Source organism: Mycobacterium sp. SMC-16, assembly GCF_046250085.1.
GTDB classification, from domain to species: Bacteria; Actinomycetota; Actinomycetes; order Mycobacteriales; family Mycobacteriaceae; genus Mycobacterium; species Mycobacterium phocaicum.
Genome location: NZ_CP176427.1, coordinates 3,440,367 through 3,462,231, shown reverse-complemented (window position 1 = coordinate 3,462,231; position 21,865 = coordinate 3,440,367). Strand labels below are relative to the sequence as shown.

General features: G+C 66.1%; 22 protein-coding genes, 4 tRNA genes and 2 pseudogenes. 14 read left to right on the top strand and 14 right to left on the bottom strand.

Features of this window, described 5'->3' with window-relative positions; genetic code table 11:
- Nucleotides 1-383 precede the first annotated feature (383 nt).
- On the bottom strand, nt 384-1,598 hold the full coding sequence (locus ACJEIK_RS16715) for a type I restriction endonuclease (protein WP_064859580.1): 1,215 nt from the start codon (nt 1,596-1,598) through the stop codon (nt 384-386).
- Between the two features lie 333 nt (nt 1,599-1,931).
- Here ACJEIK_RS16715 and ACJEIK_RS16710 point away from each other — a divergent pair.
- Nucleotides 1,932-2,000: pseudogene (locus ACJEIK_RS16710) on the top strand (DUF2510 domain-containing protein); the annotation flags it as partial.
- 27 nt (nt 2,001-2,027) lie between these two features.
- Nucleotides 2,028-2,519, top strand: a complete 492-nt coding sequence (locus tag ACJEIK_RS16705) for a hypothetical protein (RefSeq protein WP_409431791.1) — start codon at nt 2,028-2,030, stop codon at nt 2,517-2,519.
- A 49-nt stretch (nt 2,520-2,568) separates the two neighbouring features.
- Here ACJEIK_RS16705 and ACJEIK_RS16700 read toward each other — a convergent pair whose 3' ends face one another.
- The 7 genes from ACJEIK_RS16700 to ACJEIK_RS16670 all read right to left on the bottom strand — a co-directional run bounded on the left by ACJEIK_RS16700 (nt 2,569) and on the right by ACJEIK_RS16670 (nt 4,817).
- On the bottom strand, nt 2,569-2,931 hold the full coding sequence (locus ACJEIK_RS16700; RefSeq protein ID WP_131808784.1) for a hypothetical protein: 363 nt from the start codon (nt 2,929-2,931) through the stop codon (nt 2,569-2,571).
- 229 nt (nt 2,932-3,160) lie between these two features.
- Nucleotides 3,161-3,451 (bottom strand): hypothetical protein, encoded by a 291-nt coding sequence (locus ACJEIK_RS16695; protein WP_409430027.1) that lies wholly within the window; start codon nt 3,449-3,451, stop codon nt 3,161-3,163.
- 130 nt (nt 3,452-3,581) lie between these two features.
- Nucleotides 3,582-3,872 carry a hypothetical protein gene (locus ACJEIK_RS16690; RefSeq protein ID WP_409430026.1) on the bottom strand — a complete coding sequence of 97 codons (291 nt, stop codon included), beginning with the start codon at nt 3,870-3,872 and terminating at the stop codon, nt 3,582-3,584.
- A gap of 252 nt (nt 3,873-4,124) precedes the next feature.
- Nucleotides 4,125-4,430: a hypothetical protein gene (locus ACJEIK_RS16685; protein ID WP_409430025.1), complete on the bottom strand. Its 306-nt coding sequence runs from the start codon at nt 4,428-4,430 to the stop codon at nt 4,125-4,127.
- Between the two features lie 123 nt (nt 4,431-4,553).
- A tRNA-Val gene (locus ACJEIK_RS16680) sits at nt 4,554-4,628 on the bottom strand.
- 15 nt (nt 4,629-4,643) lie between these two features.
- Nucleotides 4,644-4,717 (bottom strand) — tRNA-Cys (locus ACJEIK_RS16675).
- A 27-nt stretch (nt 4,718-4,744) separates the two neighbouring features.
- Nucleotides 4,745-4,817, bottom strand: a tRNA-Gly gene (locus tag ACJEIK_RS16670).
- 290 nt (nt 4,818-5,107) lie between these two features.
- On the opposite strand from ACJEIK_RS16670, the gene ACJEIK_RS16665 reads away from it, so the two are divergent.
- Nucleotides 5,108-5,182, top strand: a tRNA-Val gene (locus ACJEIK_RS16665).
- A 13-nt stretch (nt 5,183-5,195) separates the two neighbouring features.
- Here ACJEIK_RS16665 and ACJEIK_RS16660 read toward each other — a convergent pair.
- Nucleotides 5,196-5,873: a GNAT family N-acetyltransferase gene (locus ACJEIK_RS16660; protein WP_409430024.1), complete on the bottom strand. Its 678-nt coding sequence runs from the start codon at nt 5,871-5,873 to the stop codon at nt 5,196-5,198.
- Nucleotides 5,874-6,086: 213 nt separating this feature from the next.
- On the opposite strand from ACJEIK_RS16660, the gene ACJEIK_RS16655 reads away from it, so the two are divergent.
- Nucleotides 6,087-7,565 carry a PPE family protein gene (locus ACJEIK_RS16655; protein ID WP_409430023.1) on the top strand — a complete coding sequence of 493 codons (1,479 nt, stop codon included), beginning with the start codon at nt 6,087-6,089 and terminating at the stop codon, nt 7,563-7,565.
- Between the two features lie 3 nt (nt 7,566-7,568).
- Here the strand turns inward: ACJEIK_RS16655 and ACJEIK_RS16650 are convergent, their stop codons facing one another.
- Together ACJEIK_RS16650 and ACJEIK_RS16645 are read right to left on the bottom strand one after the other, a co-directional pair.
- Complete coding sequence (locus tag ACJEIK_RS16650) at nt 7,569-8,096, bottom strand: hypothetical protein (protein ID WP_409430022.1); 528 nt, start codon at nt 8,094-8,096, stop codon at nt 7,569-7,571.
- Nucleotides 8,097-8,146: 50 nt separating this feature from the next.
- On the bottom strand, nt 8,147-9,544 hold the full coding sequence (locus ACJEIK_RS16645) for an NAD(P)/FAD-dependent oxidoreductase (RefSeq protein WP_064860692.1): 1,398 nt from the start codon (nt 9,542-9,544) through the stop codon (nt 8,147-8,149).
- A 148-nt stretch (nt 9,545-9,692) separates the two neighbouring features.
- Here ACJEIK_RS16645 and ACJEIK_RS16640 point away from each other — a divergent pair.
- A pseudogene (locus ACJEIK_RS16640) lies at nt 9,693-10,525 on the top strand (methyltransferase domain-containing protein).
- Nucleotides 10,522-11,043 carry a DUF2231 domain-containing protein gene (locus ACJEIK_RS16635; protein ID WP_409430021.1) on the top strand — a complete coding sequence of 174 codons (522 nt, stop codon included), beginning with the start codon at nt 10,522-10,524 and terminating at the stop codon, nt 11,041-11,043. The pseudogene ACJEIK_RS16640 and the gene ACJEIK_RS16635 overlap by 4 nt, the downstream one beginning before the upstream one ends.
- Nucleotides 11,044-11,049: 6 nt before the next feature.
- Here the strand turns inward: ACJEIK_RS16635 and ACJEIK_RS16630 are convergent, their stop codons facing one another.
- Entirely contained in the window at nt 11,050-11,493 is a 444-nt protein-coding gene (locus tag ACJEIK_RS16630; protein WP_267325513.1) for a hypothetical protein, read from the bottom strand.
- Between the two features lie 45 nt (nt 11,494-11,538).
- On the opposite strand from ACJEIK_RS16630, the gene ACJEIK_RS16625 reads away from it, so the two are divergent.
- Nucleotides 11,539-12,297, top strand: coding sequence for a transporter substrate-binding domain-containing protein (locus ACJEIK_RS16625; protein WP_409430020.1), 759 nt, complete (start codon nt 11,539-11,541; stop codon nt 12,295-12,297).
- Here the strand turns inward: ACJEIK_RS16625 and ACJEIK_RS16620 are convergent.
- Both ACJEIK_RS16620 and ACJEIK_RS16615 read right to left on the bottom strand, forming a co-directional pair.
- Nucleotides 12,294-14,063 carry a bifunctional serine/threonine-protein kinase/transporter substrate-binding domain-containing protein gene (locus tag ACJEIK_RS16620; protein ID WP_409430019.1) on the bottom strand — a complete coding sequence of 590 codons (1,770 nt, stop codon included), beginning with the start codon at nt 14,061-14,063 and terminating at the stop codon, nt 12,294-12,296. The genes ACJEIK_RS16625 and ACJEIK_RS16620 overlap by 4 nt on opposite strands.
- A gap of 86 nt (nt 14,064-14,149) precedes the next feature.
- Nucleotides 14,150-14,647 carry a DUF1990 family protein gene (locus ACJEIK_RS16615; protein WP_409430018.1) on the bottom strand — a complete coding sequence of 166 codons (498 nt, stop codon included), beginning with the start codon at nt 14,645-14,647 and terminating at the stop codon, nt 14,150-14,152.
- Nucleotides 14,648-14,680: 33 nt separating this feature from the next.
- Between ACJEIK_RS16615 and ACJEIK_RS16610 the strand changes: the two genes are divergently transcribed.
- The 7 genes from ACJEIK_RS16610 (at nt 14,681) to ACJEIK_RS16580 (ending at nt 21,768) form a co-directional block, all read left to right on the top strand.
- On the top strand, nt 14,681-15,292 hold the full coding sequence (locus tag ACJEIK_RS16610; RefSeq protein WP_061002456.1) for a PaaI family thioesterase: 612 nt from the start codon (nt 14,681-14,683) through the stop codon (nt 15,290-15,292).
- Between the two features lie 78 nt (nt 15,293-15,370).
- Entirely contained in the window at nt 15,371-17,431 is a 2,061-nt protein-coding gene (thrS, locus tag ACJEIK_RS16605) for a threonine--tRNA ligase (protein WP_061002454.1), read from the top strand.
- Nucleotides 17,428-17,997: an HIT domain-containing protein gene (locus ACJEIK_RS16600; protein ID WP_061002452.1), complete on the top strand. Its 570-nt coding sequence runs from the start codon at nt 17,428-17,430 to the stop codon at nt 17,995-17,997. Before thrS ends, ACJEIK_RS16600 begins: the two co-directional genes overlap by 4 nt.
- The gene (gene pgsA / locus ACJEIK_RS16595) at nt 17,994-18,653 is read left to right on the top strand and encodes a phosphatidylinositol phosphate synthase (protein ID WP_061002450.1); all 660 of its coding nucleotides are present in this window, start codon (nt 17,994-17,996) and stop codon (nt 18,651-18,653) included. Before ACJEIK_RS16600 ends, pgsA begins: the two co-directional genes overlap by 4 nt.
- A complete protein-coding gene (locus ACJEIK_RS16590; RefSeq protein ID WP_061002448.1) occupies nt 18,650-19,603 on the top strand; it encodes a phosphatidylinositol mannoside acyltransferase in 954 nt (317 codons plus the stop codon). Before pgsA ends, ACJEIK_RS16590 begins: the two co-directional genes overlap by 4 nt.
- Complete coding sequence (locus ACJEIK_RS16585; protein WP_061002446.1) at nt 19,603-20,733, top strand: glycosyltransferase family 4 protein; 1,131 nt, start codon at nt 19,603-19,605, stop codon at nt 20,731-20,733. Before ACJEIK_RS16590 ends, ACJEIK_RS16585 begins: the two co-directional genes overlap by 1 nt.
- Nucleotides 20,734-21,768, top strand: a complete 1,035-nt coding sequence (locus ACJEIK_RS16580) for an NUDIX hydrolase (RefSeq protein ID WP_061010561.1) — start codon at nt 20,734-20,736, stop codon at nt 21,766-21,768.
- The last annotated feature ends 97 nt before the right edge of the window (nt 21,769-21,865 follow it).

Here is a 21,865-nt window from a genome sequence, read left to right as displayed (position 1 = left end):
CGACCAGCACATCTCGACTCGCTTAGCGCAACTGCGAGCACTCGGCCCAAATGTGAGGTTGACTCCGCTGGGCGCCGTCCGGCTTGGTGCAAATGATGCTCCCCGGCCGACGAGAAATGAACGGAAATGTCCTGATTGCGGTCTTACCCACTCGGGTGAGTGCTTCTGACCTAGGTCAAAAGGCTGCGGTCTCCGGTGATGCCGCGAGGCCAGAGGGCTGGCCGTGTGTTCTGGGCGTACTCCCGTCCGGCGTCGCCGATCACCAGCCGGCGCACACGAAGTATATCGAGCATGCGGGACGGCCCGCCCTTAGACCCGCCGAGATTGTAGCTGGGCGGGGATTCACGCGTCGTCGAGCGACGCAGCGTTGCCTGACCGTCCGGCTACAGGCTCGCCTCGAGTTCTACGCCGATCCCGGGCGGCGAACCGGGACTCTCAGTGCTTACTGCGCTTACGGCGCCGCATTCGTAACGCCGGATCGTTTCTCGGATTTGGTCGCTCGCGACTGTGTAAATATCAATTACTGAACTGATGTCGCGTCGGACACCGACGTCTTTGCCTTGCTCGAACGTCGTAACGAATTTGACGGTCTTGCCATTCAAGTTGAGGCGGATGATCGGCTTGCGATTGTTGTCATCCAGCAGAATTGCAAAATACGACTTGCTATCGCGATAGTGGATACGCTCAGGAGCCACTTCCGATACAGCGATCGCGCGGACAATATTGAATCCTTCAAGTTCTTCCTCGGTAGTGAGAACGCCGGGGTCAGCTACTCCGTCGACGTCGGCTCTCGTGTCCGGAACTGAGGCGTTCCCGACCGGCAATGCGGGGGGCGGGGTCCCGGTTGGGGCAACCTCGGTCAAGCGATTTGGATCCGGAGCATCATCGCCGAGTGCTGTTTTCAGTCGGCTGTTGACTTGGTCGCCGATGTATTGGTTGAGTGCCTTGGCTACCAACGGCCTGAATTGATCGACGATTCGTTGGGTGGTGCGGCCTTCGTAGATTCGGTTCACGAAGAACCTGATCCATTCTTCGGAGGGTTCCTTGACCTCGGCCGCAATGATCCGGCGTATGCCGCCGATGTACTTCAACTCCTCTGCGGCGTTGATCACTGAATCAATATCGAAAGATTCTTTCGAGAATTTCTGAATCTCAGGTACCAATGTGCGATCGATGTCGAGCAAGTCGAAGATTAGGAATGGCTTTTCGTCCATCCTGTTCGGCATATCGCCATCGGTGTATACGTGGTACTGCTGTCCGTTAGTCAGGATGGCGATGCGTGCAGATGTGACGGCGAAATAGCGAAACAGCTGCGATGCATACCGGAGATCCAGTGGGTCGCCGATCTTTTTACACTCCATCAGGATTTGGACCTGACCGTCTTTGAAGATTGCGTAATCTACCTTCTCGCCCTTTTTGACGCCGACATCGGCAATGAACTCAGGCACGACCTCCGAGGGATCGAACACGTCATAGCCGAGAACGTTCGAGATGAACGGCATGATGAACGCGTTCTTTGTCGCTTCCTCTGTCAGCACTGAGTCCCGGGTATTGCGAATCTTCGTCGCAAGGCTGGAGAGACCGTCCGAAAAAGCCATGTGAGTTCCCCCTCGTATTCGCTCCTCGCGGCAGACTTTAGATGAACGAGACGACACGCAGGTGCGTATTCGACTTGGTTCTGTACATCGAGTCAGAGGCGACCTGCAACCTCCCGACAGGCCTCGGCGGCAAACAACCCGTCCGCGCCGGAGGCGACCGCGGACATTTCGGACTCGTCGGGTCGTCGCCCCGTGTGCGTACCGGAGCAGTGACTTCGGTAGCCATATCTGACGTGCACGTAAACGTGGGAACAAACGAGGGCCGCACGGGGCGGCTGGCGGATCGGGCCGAATTGACACACGGGTAAGCGGTCGGGCGGCACACTGAGATTCATGTCGTTACCTCCGCCGATGTGGTGTCCCGATCCTGCCGGAACTAGTCGGCTTCGGTGGTGGGATGGCTCCAGTTGGACTGATCACTACTCGCAAATGCCCGCGCCCGTGGCGGTCGTGTCAGCTTCGCCGGTTTCAGCACCGCGCAGTGCTGGGGCCAATGGTCGAACTACCTCTCCGCTGGTCGGTGTCGTTGCTTCTGCGAGGCTTGAGGAGCCCCGGTATCCGCTTGATGAGCAGGTCGAGGTTGTCGGGGAGACGTACCGCGCGAAGGACATTCGTCGGCTGTTCGACGCGGCGGGCCTGCCGATTACTGAGCGTGGCGTCACGCTGAACGCGGTCCGCTGCATTCTGGTCCCTGAGCCGTGGAATGAGAATGATCCGAATGCCGTGGCGGTGATGATCGAGCAGTTCCACGTCGGATACCTCCCAGCTGAGCTCGCTGTGTATTACACCGAAGGGCTTCAGCGCATCGCGCGAACTGGCTGTCTGGCGACGGGTGAGGCGAGGGTCTGGGCGAAGAGCGACGACGGGATCATCCGGGCGCGCGTGACGATCCTCATTCCGGAGGATGCCGCATTTGCCTAGATAGGTGAGCGTCGCATTGCCGTTGAGGGGACGGTTAGGCGCGGCGGGATTACGACTGCACGACGACTGGAATTGTCGTCTTGCATTGCCAGCATTCGAACTTGCTTGCTCCGATCGGTATGTTCTGTCGTGCGTTGCATCGAACGCAGTTCACCGCAAGCATGCCCTTTGGCGGAGGCACTTCTCCGCGCGGCTTATTCGTCACCACCCAGATCACGCCCAGGATCACATCGACAAGCGCCCAGATGCCGATGATGAAGAGCACCGCGAAGCCCCTGCCGATATCTTCGCCCTGTCGGCACGCATCGGCGAAGGCGGAATCGGTGCAGGTACTTTCGCCGTTGACACCCGTCGCTATCCATATGACGAACAAGACTTGTACTGCCAAAATTACTTTGGTCAGAGTCCGCACGGCGCCCTCCTCGCGTGTGTTCTCACGGTAATGCGCCATCTCTGACGCAATGGTCAAACCGCGAAAATGGAGCCTCCTGTACGGAACGGGTTGGTCCGCGTGAGCGGCCTTGAGCAGGGGAACGCGATCCGCGTAGGGGATGCGGGGCAGTAACGGCGACAGGGTTGGGGGCACACATGACGCCGCCCCAGGCCCGAGGGAGTGACTTGGGGCGGCGGTTTGTTGGCGGTTAGAGCGCGTGCGGTTTGTACTTCAGAATCTGCGGCGCGTCGCCGAACGGTTCCCGGTAGGGCACTGGAGCGTGCGCACTGTGGTCTGGGATGTAATCGGATAGGTCGCCGAACTCACGCGCGAGATAGTCGGACACGGAGAGTTCTACATCGCCGAACCGCTTTTCGGGCCGCACCATCCTGACGTTCAGTGGTTCACTGACGACAGGTCGACGCCACCGGTATTCGAGTGCTTCCTCGTCGTCGGGGCCGATGATTCGGAGGATTCGTTCACCGTCGATCAGGCCCACACGCTGAACTCGACAGCGCCGAAAAGCCCTTCGCCCACGCTCACGGTAGAACTCCTAGAACTGACGCTGATGTAAACGGCGAAACAAAAGAATATCGAACTCGCCGCGACCATTGCGGCCACCAATGCGACTAGATACCACAGCCACATTGGTAAATTCTCCCCGTCTCGATCAGGTAGTCGGCCCATGCGCCGATCCCGTCGGCGAACCCGTGCTCATTGCCTGCGAGCGCATCGGCCTTCGCGTACGTGGTGATTCGAGCGCACAGCGCCAGCGCATCGTCGATCTGGGCGGCGAGTTCAGCAGCGCGGCCGGTGCGCCCGATGCCAAGTTCTGCCCCGGCGATCAGGGCGGCGTCTCGTGCGTCGGACAGTGCCTTCTCGCAGTCGGATAGGGCGCTGAGAACGTTGTGGACGCTCATGCCCCCACTCCTGCATCTGGGCTGACAGGATGGCTCGGGCTATCTGGCCGGCGGCGTGGACCGCTTCGGCAAGGCACTCGTATTCACCGATGGTCCGGTCCTGGACGATCAGCCTGGTCTGCTCGTAGCCGTCGGCGATGATCGCCAGACGGCGGTCGGGGAGTTCGCGCGACCATGTCGTGACGCCGCCGATCTCGGCGCCGCGATCCCAGAAGAATTCAACCTCGGTGGCGAGTTCTTTCATCGCGCCCATCAGACTGCCAGCCGTTCAATCTCGGCTACGGCATCGGCCACCGCCGTCGCGAGCATCCGTGCCGCCGACGTCGGGTAATGTTCGCCGTTCACTGAGACGTACCGGCCGACCCGGCCGTCGGCCCGCTGGGTACCTTCGATCCTGACGGTGATCTGCTGGTTCCAGACCGAGACGTCGGTGGCATGCTGCTCCATTGGCGGGACCAACCATGATGAGCCGTTGAAGTGGCGGACCGGTTGGCCCTCATCCCAGGCGGTTGTCTCCAGGGCGTCGGCGGGAGCCGGGATATCGGCGTTGATGGTCATTTATGCGTGTCCCTCCTCATTCAAGGAAGTCCGCGCGTGCTCGTGCGCCTGACCTATGTGGTGGGGAAGTGGTGCAAATCTGTCTTAGATTGACTAGATACCGCTTCTGACCTGCGTAAAGCTTGGTGCGCGATACTGGGATTGAACCAGTGACCTCTTCCGTGTCAGGGAAGCGCTCTCCCGCTGAGCTAATCGCGCCGGGTTGAAAACTTGTGGAGGTGGAGACGGGAATCGAACCCGTGTGCACGGCTTTGCAGGCCGTTGCCTCACCACTCGGCCACTCCACCACTGGGGCTGATGCCTTCGCACCTTCGAGCGGATGACGGGATTCGAACCCGCGACCCTCACCTTGGCAAGGTGATGCGCTACCAACTGCGCTACATCCGCGTTTCGCTTCGGTTGAACTTTGTTCGTCCGTTGCGATGCAAGACATTAGTGCACGAATGCGAGCAGACACAAATCGCGTGAAAACCGCTGGTAAACGGGCTGGTTCGGGGAGGTGACCGAGTCTTGGCCGGTGTTTCAGGCGTTGCGTCGTGTGACTCCTGAGGCGGTACGGGGCCGGGGTTGGGCGACGGGCGCGGCTGCCCTCTGGTGCCGGCGGGGCGCGATTCCCGTTCGGGTCGCGGGACGTGTTAGTGTCTGTCGTCGCACCGATCCGGTCGGTGAGATTCCCCGGTCTCGTAGCTCAGGGGGAGAGCGTCCGCCTCACACGCGGAAGGTCACTGGTTCGATCCCAGTCGGGACCACCACACAAAGCCACCGTCACGCATCGTCGGGCATGACGGTTTCCCACTGCCCGAACAGCTGCAAATGCAGACTGGAGGCCAGTTTGTTCGACGCCGCATTGTCCAGCCGGCATCGGTATTGCGGCTCGTATCCCTCCATGAGCGCGTAGCGAAACATCGCGCGCACCAACGTCTTTGCGTGTCCTTGGCCTCGCGCCGATTCCAGTGTGAGCACTCCGACATCCGCCAGCGGAAACTCGTCGTCCCACGGATACATGCTGCCGATGCTGACGAGGCGCCCGTGTCCGTCGAATGCGCCGAAAACGGCCCAGTGGTCGAGTTCGACGTAAGCGCCGTCCCAGTCGTGTTCCGACACAGCCGCTTTGAACGACGCAAAGATCTCGGCATCTCCGCTGGAGAGTGGCCGGACGTCTGTTGCTGCCGCCTCGCCGAAGATGTGGTCGGCCGCCGCTTCTGAGAGATAAAACACATTGGCGGCGCCGTTCAGCACGACACCCTGGGTCACGAGCGCGGCCCGAATGTCGGCCGCCGTCGGGCTGCCGACGGCAGCAATGTCCTTGGTCAGCGCATCCGCGACAGCGGGGCTCATGGTGATCGAGACCAGCTTGTCGTCGGCTGATCGCAGGATGGCGGCGCGTTCGTCGTGATCGAGATCGGGGTTGACGGTGATCGTCAGATGTTCGTTGCGGTGCAACGTTTTCCCGCTGAACGCAGCGGTCCAGTAGTCGGTGATGACCGGCGAGAAGTCGGGCACGGCTGAACTCCTGGGGGCACTGGCGGGTTGACCGGGGTAGGTCGCATCTTTCAGACCCGCCACCTGATCGGCAACGCATTTTCTCGGGCTGGCGGTACCGCCTGCTAGCCTTAATGAATATAGTTTTCATTATCGTTAACGAGCGGGGGATGTGTGATGGCAATGCCGGTGTGGATGGCGTTGCCGCCAGAGGTGCATTCGGCATTGCTCAGCAGCGGTCCGGGCCCGGGGCCACTGCTCGCGGCCGCGGCCCAATGGTCTTCCCTCGGCGCGACCTACACGGCGGCGGCCGAAGAGCTTCGGGCCGTCCTCGCAGCGACGCACGCGGCAGCGTGGCAGGGCCCGACTGCGGAGAGGTATGTGGCCGCACACGTCCCGTACCTCGAATGGCTCACTCAGAGCGGCCAGGAAAGCAACGCCCGCGCGGCCCAGCACGAGGCCATCGCCGGCGCGTATGCCACCGCGCTGGCGACCATGCCCACACTCGCCGAACTGGCTGCCAACCACGCCACGCAAGCCGCACTGGTGGCCACGAACTTCTTTGGTATCAACACGATTCCCATCGCGGTCACCGAGGCCGACTACGTCCGGATGTGGGTGCAGGCCGCAACCTCGATGGCGACGTACGAAGCCGTCTCCGACGTTGCGACGACGTCCGCGCCGCACTCCACGCCCGCACCGTCGATCGTGGCGCACGACGACCACGACCATGATCACGATCACGATCACGACCACGATCACGACCACGATCATGACCACGGCCACGGTGATCTGGACCCGACCGATCTGGAGTGGTGGTTCGATGTCGGCGCCGAGATGGGCGAGCACATCGAACTGCTGTGGAACAACTTGCTTTACGATCCGGCCGCGCTGCTGACCAACCTGCCGATGGTGTTGGCGGACGTGACTTTCCATGCCGCCCAACTCGGTTCGGTGCTCGGACAATTCGCGCCGGCGTTGATCCAGCCGGCTTTGGGGCTGGCGATCGCCAACCTCGGTTGGGCGGCCGGGTTCGCAGGGCTGGCCGGTATCCAGGTGCCTCCGACCGCGATCGGTGCGGAGCAGCTGCCCGCGGAGCAGGAAACGCCCATGCCCGCGATCGCGACGGCCCCCGCGCCCAGCCCGGCGCCGACGGCTGCATCGCCGGCTTCCGCGCCGGCAGGTGCGACCGGGTCGGCGTCGACCGGCACTGTGTCGTCGCCCGCTCCGGCCCCCACATCACCACCGCCCGTGGGCGATCCCGGGTTCCCGTACGCCGTCGGTGACGGTTCGGGAATCGGCGCGAGCGCCTGGCTCCAGCGTCAGACGCGCGTCGACGCCGCCGCGTCGGCACGGGTGTCGACGATTGTCCGAGAAGCCTCGGCCGCCGCAGCGGCGGACCGGCAGGCACGACGGCGCCGCGGTCGGCGCAAGCAGGAAGGCGACGCCGTCGAATACATGGACCTCGATGTCACCCCGGAATGGGAGTCCAGCGCTTCGGACAGCGGTGCCGGCCCCGTGGGGTTCACCGGACCCGTATCTAGAGCGGGCACGAACCCGGTGGGTTTGACGGCGGCGCGCAGCGACGAGTTCGGCGACGGGGCGCGGGCGCCGATGCTGCCGAGCACCTGGAATCCCGGTCACGCCGACTGACGATCAGGCCGGCATCCAGCCGCCCCACTCCTCGCCGTGGAACACCCGGCCTTCGGCAATGTCGAAGTGCTGCAAGAAGATCTGCAGGGCGGGCTGCATCTGGAAGTGCAGGGCCGTCATGGCCTGTGCGATCTCAGGCGTCATCGGGTCGTGGTCGGGCGGCTTCTGCGCCGGGATCAGGCCCAGTGTCAGCGCCATTTCGATCTGGTAGAAGGTGAAGTCGCCGTACGGCCGTTTGGGGTCGGCGCCGGGGATGTCCTCGTCGTCGTAGGGGTCCGACAGCTCCCAGCTCATCCGCGCGAGGAGGGCCCGGTGCTGACCGGTGAAGTCGAAGTCCGCCGCATCGGTCAGATGCGCGACAAACGGGGAATATTCGTGATCGGGCGGGGGCCGCCGATACGGGTATGTGCCTGTCGGGCACGCGCCGTGGGCGGCCGCGATCCGCAGCAGGTGCAGGTCGTCGGGTTCAGTTTCCCAGTCCGGCGGGTAGCACGGCGCGCCGGCCTCGGTGCCGTCCCAACCGACACTCACCTGACGCAACCGTGCCGTATGACTTGCGCCCCAACAGATTTCCATGCCTGTCAGGCGGACTCGTTCTTCTCGACCTTGTCGGCTGCGGCCAATGCGTTCAACTGGTTCTGCAGCAGTTGCATCGAGGTGCGCGCGTAGATCATCTGACTGGTGATCGCCATCTGCGCGCGCCCGCGGCCCAGGAAGGTGACGAACCAGGTGAAGAGCGTCGTCACCCGGTTCTTGTAGCCGACCAGATACACCAGGTGCAGTACCAGCCACGACAGCCATGCCAACGGACCGGCGAATTCCAGCTTCTTCTTGGTCAACGGCACCGGCACCTGCGCGACCGCGTCGAACCGCGACACCGTCGCCATGCTGCCCTTGTCCCAGTATTTGAAGGGCTCGCGGTGGGCGGGGTCATCCTGGCCGGCCAGGGATCGCTTGATGATGTCGGCGGCGTAGGTGGCGCCCTGGATCGCACCCTGTGCCATGCCCGGCACGCCCTGGACGGCCATCAGGTCACCGACGACGAAAACGTTCGGGTGCCCCTTGACCGTCAGGTCGGGTTCGACCAGGACGCGGCCGGCCCGGTCGGTCTGGGTGCCGTCGGACTGCTCGGCGATGAGCTTGCCCAGCGGGCTCGCCTGCACACCGGCCGACCACACCTTGCAGGCGCAGTCGATGCGCCGCTCGGTGCCGTCTTTGTCCTTGACGGTGATGCCCTTGTAGTCGACATCGCTGACCATCGCGTTGAGCTGGATCTCGACGCCGAGTTTCTCCAGGCGTTTCTGCGCCTTGGCACCGAGCTTGGGCCCCATCGGCGGCAGCACCGCGGGCGCGGCGTCCAGCAGGATCACGCGGCAGTCCTGCGGCTTGATGCTGCGGAACGCTCCGGCCAGGGTGCGTTCGGCCAATTCGGCGATCTGCCCGGCCAGTTCGACACCGGTAGGCCCGGCACCGACGACGACGAACGTCAGCCGGCGCTCGCGTTCGGCCGGGTCGGTGACCACCTCGGCGGCCTCGAACGCGCCCAGGATGCGGCCGCGCAGTTCGAGTGCGTCGTCGATGGTCTTCATGCCCGGCGCGAACGTCGCGAAGTGGTCGTTGCCGAAGTAGGACTGCTGGGCGCCGGCCGCGACGATCAGGCTGTCGTACGGCGTGACGGTCACCTGCGACATGAGCTTGGAGGTGACGGTCTGCGCCTCCAGGTCGATGCCCTCGACCTCGCCGAGGCGGACCGTGACGTTCTTCTGCTTGCGCAGCACCAACCGCGTCGTCGGGGCGATCTCGCCCTCGGACAGGATGCCGGTGGCGACCTGGTAGAGCAGCGGCTGGAAGAGGTGGGTCGTCGTGCGTGAGATCAAGGTGATGTCGACGTCGGCGCGTTTGAGGGCCTTGGCGGCCTGCAGGCCACCGAATCCCGATCCGATGACGACGACGCGATGACGCTGGGACGCGATGGTCATGTGGCTCCTTCGGGCACAACGTAGGACCGAACGACAGGGCAAACATACTGGGAGTTGACGAACTATGGGCGGCAACGGGTTGACCTGCGGTGGAACGCCGTCGGCCCGGGCACGTTTGGGGACGGGCTGAGTGGGAATCGCAGTAGCGATGAATTATTGGCATTACGGCAATTACGCCCCACCGCACCCGATCCCGCCGGCGCTGCCGCGGGCGGATCGGGGCGACTACACGGTGGCCGGGCATTGGCTTCTTGCCAGGCTCGGGAAGCGGGTGCTGCGGCCCGGGGGCATGCATTTGACGCGCGCGCTGCTGGCTGACGTGGGCGTCAGCAATGCCGACGTCGTCGAGTTCGCGCCCGGCATGGGGCGTACCGCGGCCGAGATTCTGGCTCGCGGCCCGCGCTCGTACCTGGGTGTGGAACTGGACGCTGATGCTGCGGACGCCGCCGCTCTGGTGGCGGGGCACGACAATGTGCACGTCGGGGATGCCGCCCACACGGACCTGCCCGACGGCAGCGCGGATGTGGTGATCGGAGAGTCGCTGCTGACGCTGCACGACGGGGACGCCAAGGAGGCGATCGTCGCGGAGGCCGTGCGGTTGCTGCGCCCGGGCGGCCGCTTTGCGGTGCACGAACTGGCGATGGCGCCCGACACCATGGCCGAAGCCGCCGACATCGCGGGTCAGCTGGCCGGCGCCGCCCTGACCAAGATCCGACCGATGACGGTGGCCGAGTGGGAGCAGCTGCTGACGGCTGCAGGGCTGACGGTCGGGCAAGTGCGGATCGCGTGCGCGTCACCATTGGCGCTCCGGCGCCAAATTGCCGACGAAGGTATTTGGGGCACAGTCAGTTGCGCCGTGAAGCTTGCGCGGCATCCGGAAGCCCGCCGGCGGGTCCGGCAGTTACGGGTGCGTATTCGCGGCACCGCGCGCATCTTGCGGCGGTGGGGTTGGTCGCGTACAAACCGGAGGTGGGCACATGACGGTCCAAGCCGAACCGAAGACCCCGGTCAGTCGCTTTCTGACCGGTCCTTACGGCCACCCGTTCCACCCGATCCTCGTCACGGTGCCGATCGGTGCGTGGATCTGCAGCCTGGTGTTCGACATCGCATCGCGGATCGTCGATCGGCCGGAGTTTCTCGCGATGGGCGCGCAGTGGTTGATCGGCATCGGCGTGGTCGGCGCATTGGCTGCCGCCACCGTAGGGGTACTCGACCTGCTGGCGATTCCGTCGGGTACCGTCGCGTTCCGCACCGCCCTCCTGCACATGGGCCTGAACGTGACGATCACCGCGGCCTTCGTCGTCAATTTTGTTTGGCGGCACGGCTCTTACGGCGTTTCCGCGCCGGTCGACGTGGGCCCGCTGACGCTGTCGGTGCTGAGCATCGCCGCGCTGGGCGTCTCCGGCTTTCTCGGCGGGAAGTTGGCTTATCGCTTCGGGGTGCGCGTCGCAGGGGAGGCCGACCAGGCCGACGGCTTCCGCCCGAGTTCGCCGTCGTAGCGTGCGCTAGCGGGCGGCGGGCAGCTCGATGCCCATCTGTTGCAAGGCTTTTCGCATGGCGGTGTCGCCGCGGTCCAGGTAGCCGCTCAGCTGGTCGAGTGATGCGTCCGCGGTGCCCGGGGTCATCATCGTGCATACGCGGGCGAACGACCGGAAGTTGTCGATGCTGTCCTGCAACGACGAGTTGACGGCCGCGTCGGGAGTCGGCAGGTTCTTACCGAGATCATCCAGAGTCCCTTGCAGTTTCGTGCAATCCCGCGACATTGCGACAAAGTCGTGCGCGGTCATCGCTTCCCCGACCGTGCCGAGCGTGCCGCCCAGGGTAGACACCGAGTCGGTGATGGGGCGTTGCCACTTGAGGTTGTCCGGCGCGCCGGCCTGCCCCGGCACGGTCTGCGTGCAGGCGCTGAGGAGCGCACCTGCCACTGCCAGTGCCGCGACTCGACGCATACCTCCAGCGTAGGCGAGTCGGTGGCCGCATGAGAGCCTGAGTGCATGAGGCGCATCGTGATCCGAGGCGTGTCGGTGCTTTTCGTCGCGGCGGCCGCGGCGTGCAGCGCACCGCCGGCCGAATCTCCGCCAACGGCGCTGACGGTGTGCAGTACCGGCGACTACCGCCCGTTCACCTACCGCGACGCCGACGGCCAGTGGAGCGGCATGGACATCGATCTGGTCCGGGATTTCGCCCGCGAGTCCGGCGCGGAACTGCAGCTCGTGCCGACAACGTGGCCGACGCTCATGACCGATCTGGGGCAGAAGTGCGAGCTGGCGGTCGGTGGTATCAGCATCACCGCCGACCGGGCCGCCAAGGCGCTGTTCTCCGACCCGTATCTGCGCGACGGCAAGGCGGCCATCGTCCGTTGCGTCGACGCCGCGAAATACCGGTCCCTGCCCGACATCGACCGCGGGGGAGTGCGGGTGGTCGTCAATCCCGGTGGCACCAATGAACAATTCGACCGTGCCCACCTGCGCCACGCGACCATCGTCGAACACCCGGACAACAACACCATTTTCGATCAGGTCATCGATGGCAGGGCCGACGTCATGATCACCGACGGCAGTGAAATCCGTTGGCAGGCCATGCAACACCCGCAATTGTGCGGGGTGTCGACCGACCAGCCGTTCACCGTCGCGCAGAAGGCCTACCTGCTGCCCAAGGGCGCGGCGGCTCTGCAGAAGCGAATCAACAAGTGGCTGAGCACCATTCAGGGCAACGGTAGCTATGCGGCCATCAGCCGCAAATGGCTGGGTTAACGCAGCGCGCCGTTGATCACCGGCTTGTCGATGATGCCCATATCCACACCCCATTTGGTGGCGATCTCCCGGTATTCGCCGGTCTGCATCAGGTGTTTGAGTGCCGCTTGCAACGCGGTTGCCAGCGACGAGCCCTTGGCCACCGGCCAGCCGTAGGGCTGCGCATCGACGATTCCGCCGGCCGCTTCCAGCTTGCCGCCGCTGAGTTTGATGGCGTAGCCGGTGACAGGCGAGTCGGCCGCCATCGCGTCGACGGTGCCGGCGAGCAGGGCCGCGGTGACGCCGTCCTGGCCGGCGATGGGGACGATCTCGATAGGGGCCACGCCGGCCGCCACACATGCCGCGCTGCGGGCCGGCAGATGATCGGTCTCCTCGACCGAGCCCAGGTGCACGCCCACTCGAAGTCCGCACGCCGCGTTGGGGTCCACACTCGATCCGGCCCGCCGTGCCCACAGCACGCCGGCCTTGAAGTAGGTCACGAAGTCGGCTGACTTCTCCCGCTGTTTGGTGTCGGTGGTCGAGGACGCCCCGACGGAGATGATCCCGTCGTGCACCGAGGCGACGATCTTGGAGATTCCGATCTCCCGAAACTCCGGCTCGAGTCCGAGCACCCGGCTCACCGCCGTCATCAGGTCGACGTCGAAACCGGTGAACTTACCGTCGGGGCCTTTGAATTCGTTTGGCGCATATGGGATGTTGACTCCCACCACCAGTCGTCCGGAATCTTTGAGATCGGCCGGTAGCTTGGCGGCGACCGAGGGCACCGAACCCGACGGCCCGACCTGGTATTGCCGCGACCAGTAGAGCCACGCGGTTCCCGCGCCGGCGGCCAGCACGATCACCGCGCCGACGGCGATGACGATCCGCCGGGTACGGCGCTTCGGTTCGGCGGCCTGCACCGCATGGCGTCCTGAACCTGTGCGCGGGCCGGTGCGGCCCGAGACACGTACTCGTGCGCTGAGCGCGGCGCGGGCGTCGGCAGCGAGTTCGCCGGCGTGCTGGTAGCGCTTGCCGGGTTTCTTGGCCATGCCCTTGGCGATCACATCGTCGAATGCGGCAAGCCGCCGGTCGACGTCGGACGGCTTCGGCGCGGGAGCGCTGACGTGGCCGGCGATCTGGTGCTCGAGACTGTCGGCCGGATAAGGGCGCCGGCCGGTGAGGCATTCGTACAGCACGCAGGTCAATGCGTAGATGTCCGAGCGCGGGTCGGCCTGGCCGCCCTCGAACCGCTCGGGCGCCATGTAGGCCAAGGTGCCGAGAGTGCTTCCGGCGGTGGTCAATCCGTGCTCACCGGCGGTGCGAGCGAGGCCGAAGTCGATCAGGTAGGCGAAGTCGTGGTCGGTCACCAGGATGTTGGAGGGTTTGATGTCCCGGTGGATCAACCCGGTTCCGTGTGCGGCGTCCAGGGCCGCGGCGATCTGCTCGACGACTCCGATGGAGAATTCGGGGCTCGGGCGGTGCTCGGTATCGGCCAGAATTTCTGCCAGGGTGCGGCCTTCGATGAGCCGCATGTCCAGGTAGAGCTGATTGTCGATCTCGCCGAAACCGTGAATGGGGACGACGTGCGGCTCGTTGAGGCCGGCGGCGGCCTGCGACTCGCGCTTGAACCGCTCCTGGAATACGGGGTCTTTGGCGAGGTGCGGCGGCAGCACCTTGAGCGCGACAGTGCGCTGGGTGTTCGTGTCATATGCGACGTAGACCTCGCCCATGCCGCCGCGGCCTATCAGTTCGCGCAGCTCGTAGTGCCCGAATCGTGTCGGCTCCACCCAGCACTCCTTGGCCGTTTCAGTTTTCGTGTGAAAGCTACAACACGTGGTCAGCGGCGGCCGGGTGAATGAAACCGCTGCATCGCTCACACCGCGCGCAGATAGCGCTGTCCGATGAAGCGCTGTGCCACCCGCGCGACCGGCGCGCCAACGCGGCTCCACCACAATGCCGGCCGAGAAAACGCGCTGATCTCGGCGTACACGGCATCGGTGGCGGTGTCGTAGCGGACGCAGAACAGCTCCTCGCCGGACTCCGGGTGGCCGGGCAGGGTCCCGTAGGCGAACCCGCGCCGGTCCGGTTCGTCGACGACGTACACCACCCGGCAGGGGACGTGTACGGGCCCGAGCCGACCCAGCATGTCGGTACCCGGCGCCGCGGTCACGGTGGTCGCCTCCACCTTCATGCCGATGCCGCGCTGCATGCCCCAGCGCAGTACGGCGTCACCCGCGGCGTTGAAACGGATGCGGCCCGAGCCGATCTGACCCGACTCGTGCACGTGGTGATAGCCGTCCGGGGGCGGACCGGCGGTAGCGCCGACGTCGGGGTAGGTGAACGTCAGGTCCGCCAGGTCGCTCAGTCGCATGGGGCCACCATGCCACCGTGATAAGAGAAACAGGTGGATAAGCATGCCGGTGGGGGATTCAACCCGCCCAAACCCACCACCCAGGGTGGCCCGGACTACGGCAGGTTCGTCGAATCCGTCCGCACGGTCAGCGACCATGCCCGCGGCGCCGACGCGCCCGACGACGTCATCACGCAGGCCGCGAACCTCATCGAACAGGCCAACGCCCTGCTGGCGCCGTACCGCGCCGACGAGTGGCACTCGCCGTCGGGCCGTCGCCTCGACCTGCCCAACCGCGGGAACGTCTTGAACGTGCCGTCGAACCTCAAGGTCACCGATGACGGCCGGATCGCCGGTCCGGTCCGGTTCCGGCGCTTTCATCTGGGCCGCAACGGCGCCGCGCACGGCGGGTCCATCGGGCTGCTGTTCGACTCGGTGCTGGGGCATGCCGCCTACCGGCTCACCGACAGCCCGTTCCAGCGCACCGCCTACCTGCACATCAACTACCGGAAGATCGTCCCCGTCGAACGGGACCTGCACGCGACGGCGACGCTGGAGCGTGTCGAGGGCCGCAAGATCTTCATCACCGGCGCGCTGCTGGACGGTGACACGGTGCTCGCCGACGCCGAGGCCCTCTTCGTCAGGCTCAAGCCGGGTCAGCCTTGAGGCGGCGCTGGGCCGCGAAGCGATGACCGGTGCCGATAGCATGGTCGCGATCGTCACCTAACCAGTAGGAGTGTCTCGATGACCGCCGTCGCCAGCCCCGCACCAGCAGCCCCGATCCGGGTCGCTGCCGGGACTACCGCCGGCGCCGCGGTCCGCGAGGCCGGGCTGCCGCAGCGTGGCGAGGTCGACGCCATCGTCGTGGTCAAGGACGCCGACGGCCGCCTGCGCGACCTGTCCTGGACCCCGGACGTCGACGTCGAGGTCGTCCCGGTCGCCGCGAACACCGAGGACGGTCGCAGCGTCATCCGCCACTCGTGCGCCCACGTGCTGGCCCAGGCCGTGCAGGATCTGTTCCCCGAGGCCAAGCTCGGCATCGGTCCGCCGATCACCGACGGTTTCTACTACGACTTCGACGTCGCCGAGCCGTTCACGCCGGACGATCTGGCCAAGCTCGAGAAGCGCATGCAGAAGATCATCAAGGACGGTCAGCTGTTCGACCGGCGCGTGTACGAGTCCAAGGAGCAGGCCCGCGAAGAGCTGGCCAAGGAGCCCTACAAGCTCGAGCTGGTCGACGACAAGTCCGGTGATGCCGACATCATGGAGGTCGGCGGCGACGAGCTGACGGCCTACGACAACCTCAATCCCCGTACCCGCGAACGGGTTTGGGGCGACCTGTGCCGCGGCCCGCACATCCCGACCACCAAGCACATCCCGGCGTTCAAGCTCACCCGCAGCAGCGCCGCGTACTGGCGCGGCGACCAGAAGAACGCCAGCCTGCAGCGCGTCTACGGCACCGCCTGGGAGTCGCAGGAGGCCCTCGACAAGCACCTCGAACTGATCGAGGAGGCGCTGCGCCGCGACCACCGCAAGCTGGGTGTGGAGCTGGACCTGTTCAGCTTCCCCGACGAGCTGGGCTCGGGCCTGCCGGTGTTCCACCCCAAGGGCGGCATCGTGCGGCGGGAGCTGGAGGACTACTCGCGGCGCAAGCACCAGGAAGCCGGCTACGAGTTCGTCAACACCCCGCACATCACCAAAGAGCAGCTGTACATCACCTCGGGCCACCTGGAGTGGTACGCCGACGGCATGTACCCGCCGATGCACATCGACGCGGAGTTCAACGACGACGGCACGCTGCGCAAGCCGGGGCAGAACTACTACCTCAAGCCCATGAACTGCCCCATGCACCACCTGATCTTCCGGTCGCGGGGGCGGTCGTACCGCGAGCTGCCACTGCGGCTCTTCGAGTTCGGCAGTGTGTACCGCTACGAGAAGTCGGGCGTCGTCCACGGCCTGACCCGCGTGCGCGGCATGACGCAGGACGACGCGCACATCTACGTCACCCGTGAGCAGATGCGCGAGGAGCTCACCACGCTGCTGCAGTTCGTACTGGACCTGCTCAGCGACTACGGCCTGGACGACTACTTCCTGGAGCTGTCGACGAAGGACCCGGACAAGTACGTCGGCTCCGACGAACTGTGGGAAGAGGCCACCGAGACCCTGCGCGAGGTCGCCGAGGCCTCCGGTCTTGATCTGGTGCCGGACCCGGGCGGCGCGGCGTTCTACGGTCCGAAGATCTCCGTCCAGGTCAAGGACGCGCTGGGCCGCAGCTGGCAGATGTCGACCATCCAGCTGGACTTCAACATGCCCGACCGATTCGAGCTGGAGTACACCGCGGCCGACGGCAGCCGGCAGCGTCCGGTGCTGATCCACCGCGCGCTGTTCGGGTCCATCGAGCGGTTCTTCGGCGTGCTCACCGAGCATTACGCCGGTGCGTTCCCGGCCTGGCTGGCCCCCGTGCAGGTCGTCGGCATCCCGGTCGCCGACGCGCACCTGGACTACCTGTACGACGTTGCGGCGCAACTGAAGTCGCGTGGCATCCGGGTCGAGGTGGACGGCAGCGACGACCGGATGGCCAAGAAGATCGTCAACCACACCAACCAGAAGGTGCCGTTCATGTTGCTCGCGGGCGACAAGGACAAAGAGGCAGGTGCGGTGTCCTTCCGGTTCGGTGACCGCACCCAGGTCAACGGTGTCCCGGTGGCCGAGGCCGCCGACCTCATCGCGGGCTGGATCGCGCGCCGCGAAAATGCCTTCCCGACCGCAGACCTGGTGAACGAGGCGCGGGGCGCACAGGCGTGACCGAGGATCGGAGCATCGTGGACCGCGGCGTGGGCGACGTCGACTATCTGCAGCGGCTGTGGACGCCGCACCGGATGAGCTACATCGTCGACGCTCCGATGAAGGGCGGCGAGGGCACGTCCGCAGGCTCGAAGCAGCCGTTCATCGACATTCCCACGATGTCCGACGAGGAGGGCCTGATCGTCGCGCGCGGCGAGCAGGTCTACGCGGTGCTCAACCTGTACCCGTACAACCCGGGACACCTCATGGTGGTGCCCTACCGGAAGGTGTCCGAACTCGAGGACCTCACCGAGGCCGAGAGCAGCGAGCTGATGACGTTCACCCAGAAGGCAATTCGCGTGATGAAGGCCATCTCGAATCCGCACGCCTTCAACGTCGGGCTCAACCTGGGCACCTCGGCCGGCGGTTCGCTGGCCGACCACCTGCACATGCATGTGGTGCCGCGCTGGGGTGGCGACGCCAACTTCATCACCGTCATCGGCGGCACCAAGGTGATCCCGCAGCTGCTGCGCGACACCCGCAAGCTGCTGGCCGACGAGTGGGCTAAGCAGGACAGCGCCTCGTGAGCGACTTCTACCTGCTGACCCGCGCGGCCTACACCAAGGTGAGCCGCCCGCTGGCCCGGGGAGCACTGCGCATCGGGCTGACGCCGGACAGCGTCACCGTCATCGGTACCGCCGCCTCGGTCATCAGTGCACTGACGCTGTTCCCGACGGGGCACCTCTGGTACGGCGCCGTGGCGGTCTGGTTCTTCGTGCTGGCCGACATGCTCGACGGCGCCATGGCCCGCGAACGCGGCTACGGCACGCGTCTGGGGGCGGTGCTCGACGCGACCTGTGACCGCATCGGTGACGGCGCGGTGTTCTGCGGCCTGCTGTGGTGGATCGCGTTCGAGATGCACGACAAGCCGCTGGCGATCGCCACGCTGATCTGCCTGGTCACCTCGCAGGTGATCTCGTACATCAAGGCCCGCGCCGAGGCCAGCGGACTGAACGCCGACGGCGGCTTCATCGAGCGCCCGGAGCGGCTGATCATCGTGCTGGTGGGCGCCGGGTTCTCGGACCTGCCGATCCATCCGCTGCCCCTGGCGCTGCCCATCGCGATGTGGCTACTGGCGGTCGCCAGCATCATCACGCTGGGCCAGCGCGTCGCCTCGGTGCGCCGTTCGCCGGGCGCCGACGAGCCGCTGCCGTCGAGTTCGCCGTCGAAGGAGCAGCAATGAGCGTTCCCACTGGCGGGGTGCCGTCCTTCGGGGGTTTCGACGTCCCGATGGGCGAGCAGATCAAGGACCTCGGCTATGCCGCGGGGTGGGGCCTGATCCGGACGATGCCGGAGTTCGCCGCCCGCAACGTGTTCGACGCGGGCGCGCTGTACGCGGCGCGCGGCGGCGGCCCCGAGCAGCTGCGCAAGAACCTGGCCCGGGTGCTGGGTGTCCGGCCGGCCAAGGTGCCGGGCCGCGTCATCCGCGCCTCGCTGGCGTCGTACGCCCGCTACTGGCGGGAGGCCTTCCGGCTGCCGTCGATGAACCAGCGCACCCTCGGACAAAGGCTCCGGCACTGCCTGGTCGGCACCGAGCAGATCGCAGCGGGCCTCGAGCGGGGTAACGGCGTCATCCTGGCAGTGCCGCACAGCGGCAACTGGGACATGGCCGGCGTCTCGGTGGTGCACCAGTACGGCAAGTTCACCACGGTCGCCGAGCGCCTGAAGCCCGAGTCGCTGTACAACCGTTTCGTCGAGTACCGCGAATCCCTGGGCTTCGAAATCCTGCCGCTGACCGGGGGAGTGCGCCCGCCGTTCGAGGTGCTGACGGAGCGGTTGCAGGAGGGCCGCATCGTCTGCCTCATGGCTGACCGGGACCTGTCGCGAAATGGTGTGCAGGTCAACCTCTTCGGCGAGCCGACCCGCATGCCGGCCGGCGCGGCCAAGCTCGCGGTCAACACCGGCGCGACGCTGCTGACCGTCCACTGCTGGAACAAACCCAACGACTGGCAGTTCGACGTCTCGTCGCCGATCGACACGTCCAGCGGCGACGTCGCGGCCATTACCCAGGACCTGGCCACCCGCTTCGAGGCGGGCATCGCCGCGCACCCCACCGACTGGCACATGCTGCAGCCGCAGTGGCTGGCCGACCTGTCCGACGAACGTCGCGCCCGGTTGGCCGGGAACGGCTGATGCGCATCGGCATGGTGTGCCCGTACTCGTTCGATGTACCGGGTGGCGTTCAGGCACACGTGCTGCAACTGGCCGAGGTGATGCGCGGCTACGGCCACGAGGTCAGTGTGCTGGCGCCGTCGTCGGCCGAGACGCACGCCGACCTGCCCGACTACGTCGTCTCCGGGGGCAAGGCCGTGCCCATCCCGTACAACGGATCCGTGGCGCGGCTGCGATTCGGCCCCGCGACCCGGCGGATGGTCAAGCGCTGGATCGTCGAGGGCGACTTCGACGTGCTGCATCTGCACGAGCCCAATGCCCCGAGCCTGTCGTTGCTGGCGCTGATGGTGGCCAATGGCCCGATCGTCGCGACGTTCCACACGTCGACCACGAAGTCCTTGACGCTCAACGTCTTTCAGGGGATTCTGCGGCCCTGGAACGAGAAGATCATGGGCCGCATCGCGGTGTCCGATCTGGCCCGGCGCTGGCAGATGGAGGCCCTGGGCTCGGACGCCGTGGAGATTCCCAACGGCGTCGACGTCTCGGCGTTCGACAACGCGCCACTGCTGCCCGGCTATCCGCGGCCCGGCCGCACCGTGCTGTTCCTCGGCCGGTTCGACGAGCCGCGCAAAGGCATGCAGGTGCTCGTCGGGGCGCTGCCGAAACTGGTGGCGGCCTGCCCGGACGTCGAGGTGCTGATCGTCGGCCGGGGCGACGAGGACGCCCTCAAGGAGACCGTCGGCGAGCACGCGGGGCACCTGCGCTTCCTCGGCCTGGTCGACGATGCCGAGAAGGCATCGGCCATGCGCAGCGCCGACGTCTACTGCGCCCCGAACACCGGCGGCGAGAGCTTCGGCATCGTGCTGGTCGAGGCCATGGCCGCGGGCACGCCCGTGGTGGCCAGTGACCTGGACGCCTTCCGGCGCGTGCTCGACCAAGGTACGGCGGGCCGGCTGGTGCCGGTCGACGATGCCGAAGCCCTCGGCGAGGCACTGGTCGAGATGCTCTCGAACGACGCCGACCGCCGCCGGTACGCCGAGGCGGCCACGCAGGCGGTGCGCCGCTACGACTGGTCGGTGGTCGCGCAGCAGATCATGCTGGTCTACGAAACCGTGGCGGGGTCGGGGACGAAGGTCCGGGTGGAGGCCTAAATGCATTGGCTGTTGATCGTCGCGCTGGTCGTGCTGGTGCTGACGGTCCTGATCACCGTGGTGTGGGCGTATCAGACCGCGCACCGGCTCGACCGGCTGCACGTCCGCTACGACCTGTCGTGGCAGGCCCTGGACGGCGCGCTGGCCCGGCGTGCGGTGGTCGCCCGCGCCGTCGCCGCCGACGCATACGGGTCCCGGCCGGCGGGCCGCCGCCTGGCCGCGCTGGCGGACGAAGCCGAACGGGCACCGCGAGCGGCCCGCGAGGCGGCGGAGAACGAACTGTCGGGAGCCCTGGCACAGGTCGATCCGGCGTCCATCCCGGTGACCCTGGTCGCCGAGCTCGCCGACGCCGAGGCCCGCGTGCTACTGGCCCGCCGCTTCCACAACGACGCCGTCCGCGACACGCTCGCGCTACGTGAGCGCACCCTGGTGCGCTGGCTACATCTCGGTGGAACCGCCGCCATGCCAACGTATTTCGAGATCGTCGAGCGGGCGTCGCGGCACGAGCCCGGCGCGGTGGGGCGACGGCGGTCGGCCCGCGTCGTGCTGCTGGACCAGGACGGGCAGGTGCTGCTGTTCTGCGGCAGCGACCCGGCCGCCGACCCGCTGATGGCGCCGCGGTGGTGGTTCACCGTCGGGGGAGCGGTCGAACCGGACGAGTCGCTGCCGGACGCCGCCGCCCGCGAGATCGCCGAGGAGACCGGGCTGAAGGTCGACCCGGCCGACCTGACCGGCCCGGTGTGGCGCCGGGAGGCGGTGTTCGAGTTCAACGGATCTGTGATCCGCAGCGAGGAATTCTTCTTCGTGTACCGCACGACACGCTTCGAGCCGGTGACCACCGGCCACACCACCGTGGAACGGCAGTCGATCCACGCGCACCGCTGGTGTGACGCGGCGGTCATCGCCCGGCTGGCCGCAGATGGTGAGACTGTCTACCCATTGCAGCTCGGTGAATACCTTTCCCTCGCAGGCGAATTGGCCGACGGGACACGTCCGGCGGTGACGGCGGGCGGGGAGCCGCAGTCCATCCGCTGACCTGCGCGGATAACCGATTTGGTCCGGCCACTAGACTTGGCGGGTACCAAATTCTTGAGGGAGATTGCAGTGGATACCGCAGCGGATAACAGCGGTC

Bases quoted from the DNA above. Each gene is read 5' to 3' on its own strand.
- ACJEIK_RS16705 (WP_409431791.1), top strand. From the start codon at position 2,028: ATGCCCGCGCCCGTGGCGGTCGTGTCAGCTTCGCCGGTTTCAGCACCG.
- ACJEIK_RS16585 (WP_061002446.1), top strand. From the start codon at position 19,603: ATGCGCATCGGCATGGTGTGCCCGTACTCGTTCGATGTACCGGGTGGC.
- ACJEIK_RS16685 (WP_409430025.1), bottom strand. From the start codon at position 4,430: ATGACCATCAACGCCGATATCCCGGCTCCCGCCGACGCCCTGGAGACA.
- ACJEIK_RS16645 (WP_064860692.1), bottom strand. From the start codon at position 9,544: ATGACCATCGCGTCCCAGCGTCATCGCGTCGTCGTCATCGGATCGGGA.
- ACJEIK_RS16690 (WP_409430026.1), bottom strand. From the start codon at position 3,872: ATGAGCGTCCACAACGTTCTCAGCGCCCTATCCGACTGCGAGAAGGCA.
- ACJEIK_RS16635 (WP_409430021.1), top strand. From the start codon at position 10,522: ATGACGGTCCAAGCCGAACCGAAGACCCCGGTCAGTCGCTTTCTGACC.
- ACJEIK_RS16630 (WP_267325513.1), bottom strand. From the start codon at position 11,493: ATGCGTCGAGTCGCGGCACTGGCAGTGGCAGGTGCGCTCCTCAGCGCC.
- ACJEIK_RS16625 (WP_409430020.1), top strand. From the start codon at position 11,539: ATGAGGCGCATCGTGATCCGAGGCGTGTCGGTGCTTTTCGTCGCGGCG.
- ACJEIK_RS16590 (WP_061002448.1), top strand. From the start codon at position 18,650: ATGAGCGTTCCCACTGGCGGGGTGCCGTCCTTCGGGGGTTTCGACGTC.
- ACJEIK_RS16715 (WP_064859580.1), bottom strand. From the start codon at position 1,598: ATGGCTTTTTCGGACGGTCTCTCCAGCCTTGCGACGAAGATTCGCAAT.
- ACJEIK_RS16580 (WP_061010561.1), top strand. From the start codon at position 20,734: ATGCATTGGCTGTTGATCGTCGCGCTGGTCGTGCTGGTGCTGACGGTC.
- ACJEIK_RS16615 (WP_409430018.1), bottom strand. From the start codon at position 14,647: ATGCGACTGAGCGACCTGGCGGACCTGACGTTCACCTACCCCGACGTC.
- thrS (WP_061002454.1), top strand. From the start codon at position 15,371: ATGACCGCCGTCGCCAGCCCCGCACCAGCAGCCCCGATCCGGGTCGCT.